A 15,954-nucleotide genomic window follows, 5' to 3' on the forward strand; every position below is an offset into this window, starting at 1 on the left:
AAATGCGAATGTCTCTTCATTTATTACATAGCCATTCGGCGCTATTGTTTCTTTATACGTGTACTTTCCGTATGGTAGTTTAAATTTCGCTACACCTTTTTCATCCGTTTTCCCTTTTACTACTTCTTTCCCTTGTTCGTTGTAGATTGTAAATTCTGCATTTGGCAGTTTCGTATTCCCATCCGCTATATCTACTTTCGTTATTTCTAATTCACCTTCTACTTTCTTATCTTGAACGATATGTTTAATAATTTCTCCATTCTCTTTAATTTCAAATGCGAATGTCTCTTCATTTATTACATAGCCATTCGGCGCTATTGTTTCTTTATACGTGTACTTTCCGTATGGTAATTTGAATTTCGCTATACCTTTTTCATCCGTTTTCCCTTTTACTACTTCTTTCCCTTGTTCGTTGTAGATTGTAAATTCTGCGTTTGGCAGCTTCGTATTTCCATCCGCTATATCTACTTTCGTTATTTCTAATTCACCTTTTATATTTTCATTTTTCCACTCTAAAAGAGCAGTTTCACCAGTTTTCACTTCAATTTTTTTAACACTTTCGTCTAACACATATCCAGCTGGCGCTTGAATTTCTTTGACGTTATATATACCGATTGAAAGATTCCCTAGCTCCGCAATCCCTTTATCATTAGTCGTAACATTTTGTTTAAAGTTTTCATTAGAAACTTCAAACACAGCCCCTTTTAATAATTCCTTTTTTTCTCCTAATTTCATAATCTTTAAAGAGCCTACTGATTCCCAATTTACAACTAAATCTGTACTGATTTTCTCACTATTTCTTTGTAACAATACTGTTGTATTTTGAACTTTTTCCGAGCCTTTAAAAGCTATTGCTTGTAAATTTGTTAGAGTAGACTTCACTTTCATTTTAAAATTACCACTACCCGTATCTTTCGGGACTAAAATTTTGAATTTTTCATTAATTGATAATGTACTTTTCTCTTCTCCATTTTCATTTACAATTCGAAGCCCTTTAGGAGCGTTTTCAGGAAGAATCGTATAAGAGCCAGAAACCGCATTTGTTTGCACTGCATAAAATCCTGTTTCTAAATAATCACCTTTTTGTGTAGCAGTTTGTGGATCTACAGGATTAACTTTAAAAAATACATCTTGTGATCCAGTTTCTTTTTTTGAAGCCTCTACTAAACGCTTCATAAGATTATGTACTCGTTCATTTTTTGCAACTAAATCTTCTACCGTTAATTCATTTGCTGCAATCCATACCGCTAATTGTGTAGCATAATGCGCTTCCTCTACTGTCGCTACACCTAATTCAGATGGACCTTTTTGAGGATATCCATTTAGTAAAACACGATATACGGCATCAGATGTTTTCCCCATTTCAGGCAAATCATCTCCATTTGGAGAACGCAAATCAGGCGTTAAACAATACGCAATACTACCCGAAGCCGTTTTAATTATTTCTGTTTTTATTTCACGATGTTTCGAATTACTATAACTCCAATCCATTTTATATGTTTCTCTGTTCATTACTTCTGCCTTTACTTGCGGCATTGCAATTCCTAATAAAATAATAAGAGCACTTAAAAAACTAAACCATTTCCCTGCCATCTTTCGTTTCATTCTCCCCACCACCATATATAAATTTCTACATGAAGCAATCTTACTGTTTCATTGTACTTATAGTGAAAAAAAGAGAATAGGTGGTTTTTTTGTATTATCTTGTCGAATTGTTGAGAAAGTTTCAAAGTAATAAGCAACATTACAATTGTTTGTTCTCCTCCTGCTATTGACAAATGAATGTTACATATTTAAAATTTTTAAAAATAATAAAAAGGCACTTTATAAGTGCCTTTTTTACTTACCAGAAACAAATTTCAAACAAATACATGTTACTTATCTTTTTCTTTTATCTCCGTCAACAGCTCAATAATTTTCTCATTTTGCTCCACTTGTTTCTCAGAATTTTGATAGATGAAACGAACCCATCTAAGTGCAAGAATAATAAGGAACACCGGAAGCATTGAAATTAGAAAGCCAAAAATCGAAAAATCCGTATACATATACATCACCTCGCTATATACGACTTTCTCCATACATCTACTAAAACATGAAAAATTTTACAAATAAAAGAAGAATCTATCAAACGATAGATTCTTCTTTTTCAAACTGAGTAGAACGTCCTCTCGTAATTGAGAAGATTGCACAAAGCAGCGCTAGTATAATAAAGCCGCCTCCTACCCAAGCGTTATATATAACAGATGATTTTTCAATAACAACTCCGCCCACTGTTGAACCGAGCGCAATTCCTAAGTGAAGCGCAGAGTTATTTAAACTTTGCTGAATACCAGCTGATTCTGGTGCAATTTCAATTAAATAATTTTGTTGTGCTGGCGAAATAGCCCAGCTCAGCATACTCCAAAGTCCCATCATAATAATGAAGAGTGGGAATGAGAATGTCATCATTGGCAACATAAAGATCGCACATGCAAATACGATAATGATGGAAATAATACTTTTCTTCGACCCCCATTTATCAGCAAGCAAGCCCCCAAGGCCGCCTCCAAGTACCGCTGCAATTCCAAAAATGAAGTAAAATACACTAATCCAATTCGCTTCTACGTGCATCACATCTTTTAAAAATGGTGTTAAATATGCATATAGCGTTAAATGACCTGTTAAAAATAAAAATGATGTTAACTGTGCACTGACGATTTTTTTATCTTTTAACGTAGCAATTTGTTCTCTTATTGATAACACTGATGTCGGTGGTACTTTCGTTAAGAATAATGAAATACAAGCGATTGCTATAACTGTTAATACCGAAATTAATACAAACGGTGCACGCCATCCATATGCATTTCCGAGTACAAGGCCGAGCGGTACTCCAAGTACAAGTGAGCCACTAATCCCCATAAAAATGATCCCAATTGCACGCGCACGAAAATGCGGTTCTACAACGCTAGAAGCAAGTGTTACTGACAGTGCAATAATAAGTGAACCACTCGCCGCACAAACAACCCTTGAGAACATTAACATCCCGTAATTCACACTAAATGCTGAAATAATATTTCCGATTAAGAAAATTGACAATGCCCCAATATACAATTTCTTTCTTTCAAACTTCCCTGTTAATGCTAATAAAACCGGACCTGATAAAGCAAATACTACTGAAAATATTGTTATAAGCTGACCAGCTGCACTAATAGATACTCCTAAATCATTGGCAACTAAATCGAGCGTTCCTCCTATAATTAGCTCAACCGTTCCGACTACAAAAGCCGCGATAGCTAAAATATACACACGAAAATTCAAGTCTTTCCCCACGCTTTCTATTTTGGTTACTACGACTATAGTAACTAAAATAGAAATTGAATACAAGTACAATTTTTTTACAATAAAAAACAGGCGTATGATACGCCTGCCTTCTAATTATTAAACACTAGTTTTATTCTTCTTATTTAAATACCAATACACCGGTAGTCCAGTAAAGACAATTCCAATTGATAAGAAACAACTTACTGGATCATTGATAATTGCACTACCAATTACAAAGAACGAACCTAAAATCGCGACGATTGGTACGATTGGGAATAACGGTACACTGTATGCACGCTCTTTATTCTTATTACGCTTTCTTAAAATGAAGACACCAATAAACGTCATTACATAGAAAATATAAATAATGAATACGGAAATCTCAGATAGCTTATTCGGATCACTAATAATCATTAAAATAATTCCTAAAATGATTTCAACAGTAATCGCATTTGCTGGTGTTTTAAATCTTGGGCTTTCCTTTGCAATAAACTTAGCAAACGGAAGTTGTCCACGTTCTGCCATCGACATCGGGATACGCGGGAACGTTAAAATCTTTCCATTTAAACAACCGAAAATAGAAACGATAATACCGATACTAATAATTTTCCCGCCATATTCTCCAAGTAGCATGCCCGCAGCTGTCGCTGTTGCATTTTCTCCAAGGTCTACAATTTTCGCTGCTGGTAATACATTTAATAATGCCAAGTTAATTAATACGTAAGCAGCTGTTACAATTAAAATCCCAACTGTCATTGCTTTCGGTAATAACTTTGTTGGGTTTTTCATTTCTCCGCCAATTGAAGCAAGTAGAATCCAGCCGTCATAAGCAAATAACGTTGCTAAAATTGCCATACCGATACTTTGATTTTCTGATATCGGCACAACTACGTTAAAGATATCGCTATTCCCTTTCCAAAAACCTAACACAACAATTAAAACGATCGGAATCATCTTCCCAATTGTCGTAACCGTTTGGACGATACCTCCATATTTTGTTCCCATACTATTTACAACGCCAAGGAACACAACTGTTCCAATTGCAATTGGTAAATTCCATACTTTATCTAAATAGAAAAAATTAATCATTAAAGAACTAAAGTACAACCCTAATGTTCCAATAATAGCTGGTCCATAAACAATCGTTTGCATCCAGCCTGATAAATATCCCCAAAAACTTCCGTAAATCTCCTCTAAATACGTATACAACCCACCATTTTTCGGGATTTGCGCTCCAATTTCAGCTACTGTTAAACCACTTGCTAGCGTCAACAGACCACCAATTACCCAAGCAAGAATCGCCATATTAGAACTCCCCGAGTAATCTAATACGCTCCCTGGTTTCATAAACACACCAGATCCAATAATCGTTCCTACCACAATAGAAAGTGCTACTGTTAAGCCAATTTTGTTCTTCTCATCATGATGCATGCTGCGTATCCTCCTTCCAATCCTAGTGTGATGCAAAAATGAAATAAAAAAACACTCCTCCCTAAAAAAGGGACGAGTGTTGTATTCGTGGTTCCACCCTTGTTTCAATTAGCAAAGTGACACACTTCACCAATTTCTCAAGTCTAAATAACGGTTTTTGCCGGCAAGCAATTACTAGATGTTCGTTCACTGCTGCAGTTCAGAGGTGGTAATCCATTTTTTCGTATTAGGAAGCTCACAGCCAAAGGCTTCCCTCTCTGAGAATCGTAAAAAATTGATCATGTCCTCATCATCACTTCTTGATGTCGAATTTTGTAGTTATTGTTCATTATATTGAATTGTTAGAAAAAATCAATATATTTTTTTATATAACATACGAAATATTTCTGTTCTTATATTATAACAGAAGTTACAACACTTCTCTAATTCCCTAAAAATGGTATACTCCATATAGGAGGTGCACGAATAATGATTGCTGTTTTTTGTATTATCGCTACATTTCTTTCGGCTCTATTCGCTATCATGTACAGGCACAAATATCCTGGTTATAGCATTTTAGCAGTAGCTCTTATACCAGCTGCTTCCTTCTACGTATTAGGTACATATCAATTTACGGAAGTATTTATCGGTTTTGCAATCTTCTACTGCGTCTTTGGATACATACTAACAATGAAAAAAATTTTATTAAATCATTAAAAGGGACCGATTTCTGCTTACAGAAATCGGTCCTCTCACGTACCTTTCGGTTGCCCACACGAAAGATACGACTTCGCTCAATTATTTCTCATCTTTTTTCATAAAAAACTTATGGTGCGGTAGATCCACATTCAACGCCTCTAATTGTTTCTTTTCATTGTCTAAAATCGCTTTTGCTTTTGTTTTTGTTTCCTCATCTAATCCTGCAAAGATGTCTTCATGTTTCTCTCTCTCTGGAAGTTTCACACCTAGTTTTGTTAATTCTTCTTTTGCTTGCTCATGTGTTAATTTCCCGGATTTCTCTTGCTCTAAAATTGACTTCGCTTTTTCTTTCGCCTGTTCATCTAAGTTAGCAAACATGTCTTTATGCTTACCCTTTTCCGGGAACTTAACGCCTAGTTTTGTTAACTCTTCTTTTGCTTGTTCACGTGTTAATTTCCCAGATTTCTCTTGCTCTAAAATCGATTTCGCTTTTTCTTTCGCCTGTTCATCTAAGTTAGCAAACATGTCTTTATGCTTACCCTTCTCCGGCATTTTCACGCCTAGTTTTGTTAACTCTTCTTTTGCTTGTTCACGTGTTAATTTTCCGGATTTCTCTTGCTCTAAAATCGATTTCGCTTTTTCTTTTGTTACTTCATCTAAGTTAGCAAACATGTCTTTACGCTTTTCTTTCTCTGGAAGGTTTACACCTAGCTCTTTCAACTGTTTCTTTGTATCGTCCATAATCGTTTTTACTTTTTGTTTTGTAGCGTCATCTAAATCTTTTTTCGCCGTTTTTGTAGATTGCTCAGCTGCTGGAGTATTCGTTGCCGCAAATGCTGGTATGCCAGCTCCTCCAATGATTCCGAATGATAAAGCACCTGCAATTGCTAAATACCCAACTGTTTTCTTCTTCATAGGAAATTTCCTCCTTCATATTTCTAAAGCATGTACACTTTCGTATACAATGCCTATAGTAATGTCGGTTTCTTAACATTTCCTTAACGACTTAACAAAAAAAACACCGCTCATCCCGAGCGGCGTTGTTCTAAGCTTTTTGTAATTGTAATTCTTCACGTTCCATTATTCTTCTTAATACAATTGTTTGTGTCATTGTAAATAAGTTACCTGTTATCCAGTACAACACAAGTCCTGATGGCGCCGCAAATCCCATAAATAGAATCATTGCCGGCATCATAATTTGCTGCACCTTCATCATCTGTACTTGTTCTCCAGGTGTAACGTTAGATTGGAAAACTTTCATCTGAATGAATGTCGTTAACGCTGCGATAATCGGTAATATATGATAAGGATCTGCATGTCCTAAGTTCACCCATAAAAATGAAGATGTGCGAATCTCTTCTGTTCGGCTAATCGCATAATACAAAGCAGAAAAAATCGGCATTTGTATAAAGATTGGCCAGCAACCAGCAAGTGGATTCCAACCGCCTGATTTCATTAGTTCTGACATTTCTTTTTGATACTGCTTTTGTTTTTCAAGATCTTTACTTACATCACCGTATTTTTTCTTTAGCTTCTGCAATTCAGGTTGCATTTTTTTCATTTTTGCTTGGCTACGATATTGTGAAACAGCTAATGGAATCATTGCTGAACGAATAACGAGCGTCATAATAATGATAGCAATCCCGAAGCTAGCTCCCGGTATATGATGAGCAACAAATTGAATCATAAACGAGATTGGATATACGAAATAATGATCCCAAATTCCCGTACTATGTGCATCAATTGGGGCCGCATTACTGCAACCAGATAAAACAAAAACAAGTAATAATGATAAACTAACGAGCACAGCTCGGTATGATTTTAACATGTTTATTCCTCCAATGTTTCGTAATTATTTAGCGAAACATTGGTGTATACGGACCGACCTCGTCATTCTCTTCACTTGATTCTTGTCTGCGTACAGAACGAATCATTCCATACTTATAAAAAATTGAAAATAGCGGTACATTTCCCGCACTCTCTTCACATGTATCAGCTAATGCAAAAGCTCTTTGTCTACCATTTGATGCTTGCTGACGCACAAAGCGAGAAACATTAGCAAGGAAGAAAACTTCTAATAAACAAAGTGCTGTCGTTACAAACGATATATATAGAATTGCATCCTGCAATAAAAATTCCATCGCTTCACATCCTTAATAAAGTCATTTTAGCACATTCGCCAAATATTCTCTATTTCCTTTTATCGTCAAAAAAAGTATTTTGCATATTTTCTCAAGAAAACAATAATTAAGAAACGTTGTATTCGCTTTCTTTAGTATATTCACACACATCAATGAATAGGCTTGATTTATTAGAAATTTATAAAATTTTTGCATTATAATAAAACTATTGCCAGTTTTTGAAAAAACCTTTATTCTCTTCTTGTAATCAAAAATGAATATGGAGATGAAACATACTATGGGTCAACTAGGAGACGCCGATTACGTTCCCGACACCGCCTTTTTATCCTTCCCAGCAGCTAAAACATTTCACTTAGAATTCATCATACAGTTGGTTGTTATTTTCATAGCCTCTATTTTGTATGCAATTTCTATGAATATGTTCTTTATCCCACATAACATGATTAGCGGTGGCTTCGCTGGTGTAGGGATGATTATCAGTTATTTAATGCACTACAATATCGGTGCACTTATCTTTTTACTAAACATTCCTCTTCTTATTTTAAGTCACTTTTACTTAGGCAAGAAGACAACCTTTTTAACAGCGTACTTTGTAGCTGTATCATCATTAGCGATGAACATTATCCCTGTACACCAAGTTTCAGATGATATTCTACTATCTTCTGTATTCGGCGGTGTAATCTGCGGAGCAGCTTCTGGAATCATATTCCGATTTGCTTCTTCAACAGGTGGTTTTGATGTCGTTGGATTGATTGTAGCGAAACATCGAGATATTTCGATTGGAGCAATCATCTTTGGATTCAACTTAATCTTACTTGTTGCAGCTGGATTTATTTTCGGATGGGATATTACGCTTTATACGTTAATTAGCCGGTTTGTAGTCAGCAAAGTTATCGATGCTGTGCATACGAAACATATTAAATTAACGATAATGACAGTTACAGAAAAAGGCGAGGAAATAAAAAGCGCACTATTGCATCACGGCATACGCGGGGTGACAATGGTAGATGCTGTCGGCGGCTATACAAACCATAAGAAAAAAATGATTTACACTGTCGTGACTCGCTATGAGTTAGGCGAAATGAAACGTATTATCCGTCAAGTGGATAACAAAGCATTCATGAACATTACTGAAACAGTTGAAATTGTCGGCCGTTTCAAACGCATATAAAAAGGTTAATACATGAAAGGGCATAACATATAATATGTTATGCCCTTTGTTATTCAACTAACGCACCCTTTAGCATAATAAAACCACGAAGTTTATTACTACAAATCGGAGGATAGCATTCCATATACAAAACTATCTGTCCATTCATTTTTATTCCAAAAATCTTGTATGAAATGTGCTTCCTTTCTCATGCCTATGCGTTCACACAATTTTTTTGAAGCTGTATTACGTGCATCAAGATTAGCTTGTATACGATGTACATTACATTCATTAAATAATTTAAATACCAAGCTATTTACTGCTTCTGTTGCCAAACCTCTCCCAGCTACTTCATTTGAAAAACTATAACCAATCTCAACAGTATCTTTCATATTTGTGTACCATACGGATAAATCACCAACTACTTTAGCCTTGTATATAACTGCCAAACTTAATATTGAATCTCTAGTAAGTACATTGTTTGCTAGCTTCTTATTAAATCTTTTCTGCATGTCTTCATGAGTCCACTTATTATGTAATAGGAACTTACATGTATCATCATTATTATAAATAGTAAATACATCCTGTAAATCAGTACTCTTAAAAGGTCTAATTATTAATCTTTCTGTTGTGATCTCCAAGTTAGCTCTCCTCCCTTTCATTCATACTACAAAACATTTTTATAGTATTTAAGTCCCCTTTTTATATCCCACCTTGATTACATATTTGATCATAATAAATTAAAATCCTTCTTCCACTAAGCGGCATTGTTAATGGCATTTCATTGCGATTTTTATTTTTTACACTTATTACAAAATCAGATAATTCTATTATTGTGGCCCTAAATGTGTTATAATGAAAGCAGACTCACAAAAAAAGAGTATATAGACTTGGAAGTTTCTCTTATTTTACAAGCAAAAAGAAACGAGCAGTCGGGTATATTTCAAACACCATACACGTAACGGTTTAAAAAACCGATCATCTTAGTTATTCTTCCATGATCTTTTTATAAAAAAAGATACGTACAACTAAAATTCACTTCAATATACTATACCTACCTTTTTGACTTCCAAATCATCTTATTACATAGGGAGATGAACATATGAATCAATATATCAGATATACAATAGCTGTCCTGTTTGCTATTATCGGCGGAACAATCTGCTTCTGGACAAACACTCAGCTTGGAGAGAATATCATTTTTAATGGAATCGAAACCCTTGTAAGCGCTTCAATTTTAGGTGGATACATTTACTTCCTCTTCAATCCAGAAGAAAATGCACAAAAAACAATGTTATTAACAATGATCGGAATCGTTGGCGGATGTATTTCCTACTCAATGACTAACTATACATTACCACTTCAATTAAGCTCAGCTTTCTTCCACGGTCTATGGACTTGGTTCATTGCATTCTGCCTAGCAGACGTATTCAACCTTTTACAAGACAATGAAGAAGAAAACGGTCGCCAAATTGAAAGTAACTCGTAAGCTGGAAGATATTCTTCCAACTTTTTTTGTTTGTTATTCTTTCCTGCTCATACCCATCATCAAAATAAAAAGAAGCTACCCTCACGGCAACTTCTTTTCTACATACCCCACTTAATATTCACTATAATATATCGATCATTTCTCCACTTATATCAACGTTCCAATACAGGTTATCGATTTACCGAAACCCTAAAAGCACAACATACCCTATCCCCCAAGCAATTTACTGCCGAACTCTACGATTAAAAAGATAACTAATAAGATCGCGAGTATCTTTAATGCTACATATGCTACTTTAAAAACAGCATAAATGAGCAAAACTATTAAAATAATCGTTAAAATTTCCATCTAGAATTCCTCCAAGCTTTGCTCTTCTTATCTTATTTTACTCGCCCCAGACTTTTTATGGAACGGCATAAGACGACATAGAAAAAAGAGGATACCTTATCCATCGTAAGATACCCTCTCTTTCAACTGCTCAAACCATTCTCTCTCTAATTGTAAATATCCCAATTCATTCTTTTCAGCATTCTTTAATTCTTTATCAGCTTTCTTCATATACATACGTGAAGCTTCTAGATCATTCTCTACATATTTCACAATTCCTTGTGTGCGATAATATCCATGTAAGTCTATTTTTGTAATGGCCTTCCCATACTCCTTCGCTTCTTGCAGAGAAAGACTATCCATCTCATAAAGAGCTTTATACAAAAGATACCAACTATGAAAACTGCCAACAAAAAATTTATTTTCCTTTGTTACAGGTAGTTGAACAATTGATTCTATATACGATATTGCTCTTTCCATCCCCTTTTGATCAGCTCGAGCATAAAAAACGAGCATAAGTCCGCTCATTATATCTCTTATACTTTTATCCTCTTTTAATTTTTCCTCGCTAAGTTCTATTAATCTCTTATCCCAATCTCTCGGCCTTTTATAACTAAATAACTCACTCGATACTTGAATATTATATAAATGCTGCTTCGCTTTTTCATCATCTTTAATTAAAATGAGAAATTGCATACCATCACTCAAAAATGTTCCTTTTATCGGTACGACTGTAGCTGCAAAAATCACAAAGTGTAACACAGAAAAATATAAAAGATATTGATAATAACTCACCATGTATATGTAACCAAAAGTCATACCGAATAGTAAACTTGTAATCGGTCCACCTAAAGTCATCCATGCCCACTTTTTCGAAAGGTTCGGTGTCTCTATGGAAGGAGGCACTAACATCGCCACGCCTCCGAAGTACGCCCATAATTTATTTTCTCGAATGCGTACTTTCCCCTTCTCTTTTTGAAAAGTAATTGGTCCTACTGTCATAAATTTAAAATTTAAACCACCTATTAAACCAAACACTACATGTCCTAGCTCATGAATAGCTAGCACTAATAAAAAAATTCCAAATAATGCCCATATATCCAACATTACTTCTAATTTCTTAGTTCGGATTACTACGTATAAAATGGACAAAACTAACGCCGCCGTCATAGAACCAGCTGGCCTTCTTAAAATATCCACCTTTTTCTCCCCTTAATAAATCATTTTTCTCTGCATTTCGTACATGAACTTTCCGAGATGCAATATCCAAATAAATGAGATTAAGCCAATTAATACAAAGTTGATATCACTAATTGCTGTATATATAACGGCAGCCCACCACACATATGCCAATATTGTATTCGTAAATTCATACGCTTTATATCCAGCTTCATGCACAATATGTTTCAAGCCTTCATCTGCGTTTTTAGTCCACATTTTCATAGATTCCATATATGTTACACCTTGTTCAGGATATAGCTTATTATAACGATTTTTTGTTATGAGCCCACTAATCACTACAATAGTTAAACAAACGATAGAAGCTACTAAATTCCACACTGCAAATGAAACATTTATATCCTGCAACAGTGCACGTCTACATGTAATAACTGCATATACAAACCATGCCTGCGTAACTATATCACCTACACGTAAATATATACTTATAATGCCTAATTTTCTGCCTTGTACGCTCTCTTCTTCATCGCGCGCCTCCGCTAACATACGTGTATTCTTCCAAGTGTAGTACATCATTAAGATTCCAAAAATAGTACATACACCTATAAATGTATTAGATGATAATTTTCTCGGTTCATCCGAGAGTAAATTTAAAGCTATATAAGATGTTAAAAAGCCACCAATCATACTTAATGCTATTTTCCCCACAAAATCAAATTGTTTTTTTCGTTTACTCTTCATCATCCTCTTCCCCCTCCACTAACGTAAATATTTCCTCCACTGTTACATTGAAAATGTGTGCGATTTTTAACGACAATACGATAGATGGCGCATAATCCCCGCGCTCAATTAAACTAATCGTTTGCCGTGATGATCCTATTGCTTTCCCTAAATCCCCTTGTGATAAACGATGCTTTGCTCGCAATTCCCTCACTCGATTTTGAAGCTTCATGTCTTCCCTCTTTTTCATTTATTTAAATAGAATTGTAAATAATATCCTTATTTTTATCAATTATAATTGTCATTACGACTATAATAATTGACAAAAATAAAGATGTATTATGATGAAAATAACTTATATAATGAATGTGAAATATTAAACAAAGGAGGTTCCATATGAAAAAAACATCTACCTTTTCTTACATTCTTACTAAGCTTACAGCAGCTTTCTTGTTATTATTACTTATTAGCACGCTTCTCTTAACAACTAGTCAACCAACACTATATAGTTTCTTAACTGGATTACGAGAACTACTATATGTTCCCTTCGTTCCTATTCTTGCTGCATATGCAATTTTTTGTTCTATTTGCATCGATAAATTAAAATTAAAAACACATACAAGACTGAAGACATTATTCCTTTATATTTTTTGCGGCTATTTATTTTTTCTTCCCTTCCTAATATTTAAAGAAGCGGATCTAAGACAGTTCTTGTTCCTTGGATCAATTGGAGCAATATGTTCTCTTTTTTTCTATTTATATACAGTTATAGCAACAAAATTTAAGTGGATACAATATGTCTTGCCAGGCATTATGCTTATTATATTTATCACAATCAACTTAATAGATATAGAGAAGTTTGGAACATCAAAAGAACAATGGGTCGAAACAAAAACAGATAACTCTTTCGAAGCATCTTTTCAACATTTTAGTGGTAAACATAAAGTCCCCATTGAACTAAAACGAGGGGACATATTAGAATTCACGATTGAATCACGAGCTGAAAATCCAAATGGCTACATGGGGGATATCAAAATGGCTAGTGAATTTCAAGAGGAAGAAAATTATTTAGCTTCAAACGGTCCTAATACATACCATTTCGCTGCAATTAAGACCGGAACGTATTACATTATAGTTAGTGGAAACCAGTTAAAAGGAACGTTGAAAATAAATTGGAACATAAAATAAAAAAGGCAGTGCGTCTGCACTGCCTTCCTAAATTTTGACATAGAATGGATTTCATATTAACTTGCGTTTTGTAAAAATACTCGTTTTAACTGTTTACGGAAACGAACTCCTAACGTAATTGCTACAATCACAATCACTCCAAAAATGATTTTACCGATGTGACCTTCTAACGCTCCAAAAATATCATGTAAGTTGCCACCTAACCAGTAACCACCGATTAAGAAGAACGATACCCAAAATAGAGCACCTGAGTAAATTGTAATGGCAAAGCGACGGAATGGTAAGTTAATAATTCCTGCAAAGTATCCTGTAAAATGACGCACACCAGGAATAAAGAAACCGATAAAAATAAGGAAGTATCCATACTTATCAAACCACATTCTTGTTAAGTCGATTTTTTTTTGTGTTAAAAATACGTATTTCCCATACTTTTGAATAAAGGGCATACCTAGTTTATTTCCTAAAAAGTATTGAATTGTCATTCCTACACTTGTCCCAATAAAAGATAGGATAATTAAAATCGGTAAACTTAAATCGCCCTTCTGTGCTAAAAATCCCGCATATGCTAATGTTGGCTCTCCCGGAAACGGAAGTGCAATATATTCTAACAGCAAACCAACGAGTACAACATAGTACCCGTACTGCTGAAATAATTCATGAACCCATTCCATGTCATCTCTCCTTTCAATCACGTACAACTTCTTACTATTATTGTATAAAAAAATTGTCGAAATAACTATCACAATAGCTTACATTTTTATTACATTTTTGTAAGACTCACACTAAAGTTTTCCGTTCATTATTTGCTGCTATCTATTAACATTTTAAAATGAGCTAACAACTATATATCGTACGAAGCAAAGGAATTAATATACATTTTTTATCCAGTTTTTAACACCTAAAAATCACCCTATTTTGTTCTTAATAAAAAACCACTACAAACTCATACAAACTTCATATTAGCTTCATATACGTATTGTAAGATTATATCGGAATTTGTTGAAAAATTTAACCAATAAATGACTAAGCATTAATTTGAATAAATATGAATAGCTTTTCGAAATTGAAAAAAGGGTGAATCAGAAATGGAAGCTTATAAAATGCACGATTTTATTAATACAAATGTTGAATCTCATCAAAATGAAACCGTTTTTAATTTACACATATGTGAAACAAGTGAATTTGACGTAAGTTTAACAAAATCTACTACACTATCTTTTATCGTTTCAAAAAAGAACATTAAAATTGTCACGAAAAAATGGATTAATTCAAATCAAGAAAGCATGATTGGCAAAAGCTATATCATTCCAACGAAAGCTTTTCACTACTTCTTACCGATCATTTCTGAAACTGAAGATGAATTAAATATTCAAGTTCAAAGTTTTGGACTACATGGTGAACTTTTACTAAATGAAAGATTACTTATTGATAAAAACAACAAACAAAATCCAAAGATTACTACCTTCTTTGAAACATTAGATGAAAATGTAAATAAAGTATTACGAGGATTACAAATTCATTGTATGTAAGACTATTACAATAGTAAAAAGGAGAATATAATGAAAAAACTATTATTAAGCGCACTATTATCATTAGGATTTTTAACTATTCCATTCACAAATGCTGAGGCAGCTACAACGAATGATCAACTGATTGTAAACACGCAGTTAAATAAAATGGATTATTATCAAAACGGACAATTTATAAAGAGTTTTACTGTCGCTACTGGAAAAGCAGGTACACCTACACCTAAAGGTACTTTTCAAATCGTTAATAAAATTAAAACCGTCCTTACTATACAGGAAACATTAAAGGCGGCGACCCACGTAATCCACTTGGTGACCGTTGGCTAGGATTAAATATGGCTGGAACTTATGGAACAACTTATGCGATTCATGGTACGAACAATAATCAGGCAATCGGCAAATGGACAACACTAGGTTGTATTCGTATGTATAACAATGATATACACTGGTTATTTGAGCGTATTCCCCAGCAGGCTACTGTCACTGTAAAATAACCTAAGAACACGATTTACGTGTAGCCAAGAATTTTATGTCTTGGCTTATTTTATTTCTTCATTTACAGTAGCTAAACAACTGTATTTACATATATAATGAAAATAGATTGTGTCAAATGACATTAAAACATTGATAAACATGGATATTAAAATTATACAGTTATAATATTTTATAAATTCTACAATACATACTATAATAGAACTACTGTAATTCTGAAATATTCAGTTTCGCTAAACAACTCCCCTTGCTACTTTCATGATTATTTTATAGCGGGGGCTTATTATATGTATAAACAATCTGAGTCATTCAAAAATGATGAATTCGAATATT

General features: G+C 34.1%; 18 protein-coding genes, 1 pseudogene and 1 other annotated feature. Of the genes and pseudogenes, 6 read left to right on the forward strand and 13 right to left on the reverse strand.

Annotated features, from left to right (window positions below; all coding sequences use genetic code 11):
• The 4 genes from PDL00_RS27210 to PDL00_RS27225 all read right to left on the reverse strand — a co-directional run.
• Positions 1–1,605 (reverse strand): SpaA isopeptide-forming pilin-related protein (locus tag PDL00_RS27210; protein ID WP_270732476.1); only part of this gene is annotated, 1,605 nt, incomplete at its 3' end.
• A 269-nt stretch (positions 1,606–1,874) separates the two neighbouring features.
• Entirely contained in the window at positions 1,875–2,045 is a 171-nt protein-coding gene (locus PDL00_RS27215) for a hypothetical protein (protein ID WP_242257410.1), read from the reverse strand.
• Between the two features lie 79 nt (positions 2,046–2,124).
• Positions 2,125–3,309, reverse strand: coding sequence for an MFS transporter (locus tag PDL00_RS27220; RefSeq protein WP_270732555.1), 1,185 nt, complete (start codon positions 3,307–3,309; stop codon positions 2,125–2,127).
• A 108-nt stretch (positions 3,310–3,417) separates the two neighbouring features.
• The gene (locus PDL00_RS27225; protein ID WP_242257412.1) at positions 3,418–4,731 is read right to left on the reverse strand and encodes an APC family permease; all 1,314 of its coding nucleotides are present in this window, start codon (positions 4,729–4,731) and stop codon (positions 3,418–3,420) included.
• Positions 4,732–4,796: 65 nt separating this feature from the next.
• Positions 4,797–5,033: a binding site (T-box leader), on the reverse strand.
• A 166-nt stretch (positions 5,034–5,199) separates the two neighbouring features.
• On the opposite strand from PDL00_RS27225, the gene PDL00_RS27230 reads away from it, so the two are divergent.
• Positions 5,200–5,427 (forward strand): hypothetical protein, encoded by a 228-nt coding sequence (locus PDL00_RS27230; protein WP_270732479.1) that lies wholly within the window; start codon positions 5,200–5,202, stop codon positions 5,425–5,427.
• An 81-nt stretch (positions 5,428–5,508) separates the two neighbouring features.
• Here PDL00_RS27230 and PDL00_RS27235 read toward each other — a convergent pair whose 3' ends face one another.
• The 3 genes from PDL00_RS27235 to PDL00_RS27245 form a co-directional block, all read right to left on the reverse strand.
• Positions 5,509–6,324, reverse strand: a complete 816-nt coding sequence (locus tag PDL00_RS27235; RefSeq protein ID WP_270732480.1) for a hypothetical protein — start codon at positions 6,322–6,324, stop codon at positions 5,509–5,511.
• 130 nt (positions 6,325–6,454) lie between these two features.
• Complete coding sequence (gene yidC / locus PDL00_RS27240) at positions 6,455–7,237, reverse strand: membrane protein insertase YidC (RefSeq protein ID WP_270732483.1); 783 nt, start codon at positions 7,235–7,237, stop codon at positions 6,455–6,457.
• Between the two features lie 28 nt (positions 7,238–7,265).
• Positions 7,266–7,550 (reverse strand): hypothetical protein, encoded by a 285-nt coding sequence (locus PDL00_RS27245; protein WP_270732486.1) that lies wholly within the window; start codon positions 7,548–7,550, stop codon positions 7,266–7,268.
• 277 nt (positions 7,551–7,827) lie between these two features.
• Between PDL00_RS27245 and PDL00_RS27250 the strand changes: the two genes are divergently transcribed.
• Positions 7,828–8,721 carry a YitT family protein gene (locus PDL00_RS27250; RefSeq protein ID WP_270732489.1) on the forward strand — a complete coding sequence of 298 codons (894 nt, stop codon included), beginning with the start codon at positions 7,828–7,830 and terminating at the stop codon, positions 8,719–8,721.
• Between the two features lie 98 nt (positions 8,722–8,819).
• On the opposite strand, the gene PDL00_RS27255 is transcribed toward PDL00_RS27250, so the two are convergent.
• Positions 8,820–9,341: a GNAT family N-acetyltransferase gene (locus tag PDL00_RS27255; protein WP_242256481.1), complete on the reverse strand. Its 522-nt coding sequence runs from the start codon at positions 9,339–9,341 to the stop codon at positions 8,820–8,822.
• A 461-nt stretch (positions 9,342–9,802) separates the two neighbouring features.
• Between PDL00_RS27255 and PDL00_RS27260 the strand changes: the two genes are divergently transcribed.
• Positions 9,803–10,189 carry a DUF3938 domain-containing protein gene (locus PDL00_RS27260; protein ID WP_001077775.1) on the forward strand — a complete coding sequence of 129 codons (387 nt, stop codon included), beginning with the start codon at positions 9,803–9,805 and terminating at the stop codon, positions 10,187–10,189.
• Between the two features lie 207 nt (positions 10,190–10,396).
• Here PDL00_RS27260 and PDL00_RS27265 read toward each other — a convergent pair whose 3' ends face one another.
• The 4 genes from PDL00_RS27265 to PDL00_RS27280 form a co-directional block, all read right to left on the reverse strand.
• Positions 10,397–10,537 (reverse strand): DUF3985 family protein, encoded by a 141-nt coding sequence (locus tag PDL00_RS27265; RefSeq protein WP_000404783.1) that lies wholly within the window; start codon positions 10,535–10,537, stop codon positions 10,397–10,399.
• A gap of 96 nt (positions 10,538–10,633) precedes the next feature.
• Positions 10,634–11,686 (reverse strand): site-2 protease family protein, encoded by a 1,053-nt coding sequence (locus PDL00_RS27270; protein WP_270732557.1) that lies wholly within the window; start codon positions 11,684–11,686, stop codon positions 10,634–10,636.
• Positions 11,687–11,728: 42 nt separating this feature from the next.
• Positions 11,729–12,436: a DUF3169 family protein gene (locus tag PDL00_RS27275; protein WP_242256483.1), complete on the reverse strand. Its 708-nt coding sequence runs from the start codon at positions 12,434–12,436 to the stop codon at positions 11,729–11,731.
• On the reverse strand, positions 12,426–12,647 hold the full coding sequence (locus PDL00_RS27280) for a helix-turn-helix transcriptional regulator (protein WP_097817415.1): 222 nt from the start codon (positions 12,645–12,647) through the stop codon (positions 12,426–12,428). The genes PDL00_RS27275 and PDL00_RS27280 overlap by 11 nt, the downstream gene beginning before the upstream one ends.
• A gap of 164 nt (positions 12,648–12,811) precedes the next feature.
• On the opposite strand from PDL00_RS27280, the gene PDL00_RS27285 reads away from it, so the two are divergent.
• Positions 12,812–13,603, forward strand: a complete 792-nt coding sequence (locus PDL00_RS27285; protein ID WP_270732493.1) for a hypothetical protein — start codon at positions 12,812–12,814, stop codon at positions 13,601–13,603.
• A gap of 56 nt (positions 13,604–13,659) precedes the next feature.
• Here PDL00_RS27285 and PDL00_RS27290 read toward each other — a convergent pair whose 3' ends face one another.
• Positions 13,660–14,274 carry a DedA family protein gene (locus PDL00_RS27290; RefSeq protein ID WP_071724514.1) on the reverse strand — a complete coding sequence of 205 codons (615 nt, stop codon included), beginning with the start codon at positions 14,272–14,274 and terminating at the stop codon, positions 13,660–13,662.
• A 414-nt stretch (positions 14,275–14,688) separates the two neighbouring features.
• Here PDL00_RS27290 and PDL00_RS27295 point away from each other — a divergent pair, with 414 nt between their 5' ends.
• Both PDL00_RS27295 and PDL00_RS27300 read left to right on the forward strand, forming a co-directional pair.
• Positions 14,689–15,132, forward strand: a complete 444-nt coding sequence (locus tag PDL00_RS27295; protein WP_000388758.1) for a DUF3978 family protein — start codon at positions 14,689–14,691, stop codon at positions 15,130–15,132.
• Between the two features lie 30 nt (positions 15,133–15,162).
• A pseudogene (locus PDL00_RS27300) lies at positions 15,163–15,623 on the forward strand (L,D-transpeptidase).
• The last annotated feature ends 331 nt before the right edge of the window (positions 15,624–15,954 follow it).

This window comes from Bacillus cereus group sp. TH152-1LC (assembly GCF_027710505.1).
Taxonomy (GTDB): domain Bacteria; phylum Bacillota; class Bacilli; order Bacillales; family Bacillaceae_G; genus Bacillus_A; species Bacillus_A mobilis.

Bases quoted from the DNA above. Each gene is read 5' to 3' on its own strand.
- PDL00_RS27275 (WP_242256483.1), bottom strand. From the start codon at position 12,436: ATGAAGAGTAAACGAAAAAAACAATTTGATTTTGTGGGGAAAATAGCA.
- PDL00_RS27225 (WP_242257412.1), bottom strand. From the start codon at position 4,731: ATGCATCATGATGAGAAGAACAAAATTGGCTTAACAGTAGCACTTTCT.
- PDL00_RS27245 (WP_270732486.1), bottom strand. From the start codon at position 7,550: ATGGAATTTTTATTGCAGGATGCAATTCTATATATATCGTTTGTAACG.
- PDL00_RS27280 (WP_097817415.1), bottom strand. From the start codon at position 12,647: ATGAAGCTTCAAAATCGAGTGAGGGAATTGCGAGCAAAGCATCGTTTA.
- PDL00_RS27250 (WP_270732489.1), top strand. From the start codon at position 7,828: ATGGGTCAACTAGGAGACGCCGATTACGTTCCCGACACCGCCTTTTTA.
- PDL00_RS27260 (WP_001077775.1), top strand. From the start codon at position 9,803: ATGAATCAATATATCAGATATACAATAGCTGTCCTGTTTGCTATTATC.
- PDL00_RS27230 (WP_270732479.1), top strand. From the start codon at position 5,200: ATGATTGCTGTTTTTTGTATTATCGCTACATTTCTTTCGGCTCTATTC.
- PDL00_RS27265 (WP_000404783.1), bottom strand. From the start codon at position 10,537: ATGGAAATTTTAACGATTATTTTAATAGTTTTGCTCATTTATGCTGTT.
- PDL00_RS27235 (WP_270732480.1), bottom strand. From the start codon at position 6,324: ATGAAGAAGAAAACAGTTGGGTATTTAGCAATTGCAGGTGCTTTATCA.
- PDL00_RS27295 (WP_000388758.1), top strand. From the start codon at position 14,689: ATGGAAGCTTATAAAATGCACGATTTTATTAATACAAATGTTGAATCT.
- yidC (WP_270732483.1), bottom strand. From the start codon at position 7,237: ATGTTAAAATCATACCGAGCTGTGCTCGTTAGTTTATCATTATTACTT.
- PDL00_RS27270 (WP_270732557.1), bottom strand. From the start codon at position 11,686: ATGACGGCGGCGTTAGTTTTGTCCATTTTATACGTAGTAATCCGAACT.
- PDL00_RS27285 (WP_270732493.1), top strand. From the start codon at position 12,812: ATGAAAAAAACATCTACCTTTTCTTACATTCTTACTAAGCTTACAGCA.
- PDL00_RS27215 (WP_242257410.1), bottom strand. From the start codon at position 2,045: ATGTATACGGATTTTTCGATTTTTGGCTTTCTAATTTCAATGCTTCCG.
- PDL00_RS27290 (WP_071724514.1), bottom strand. From the start codon at position 14,274: ATGGAATGGGTTCATGAATTATTTCAGCAGTACGGGTACTATGTTGTA.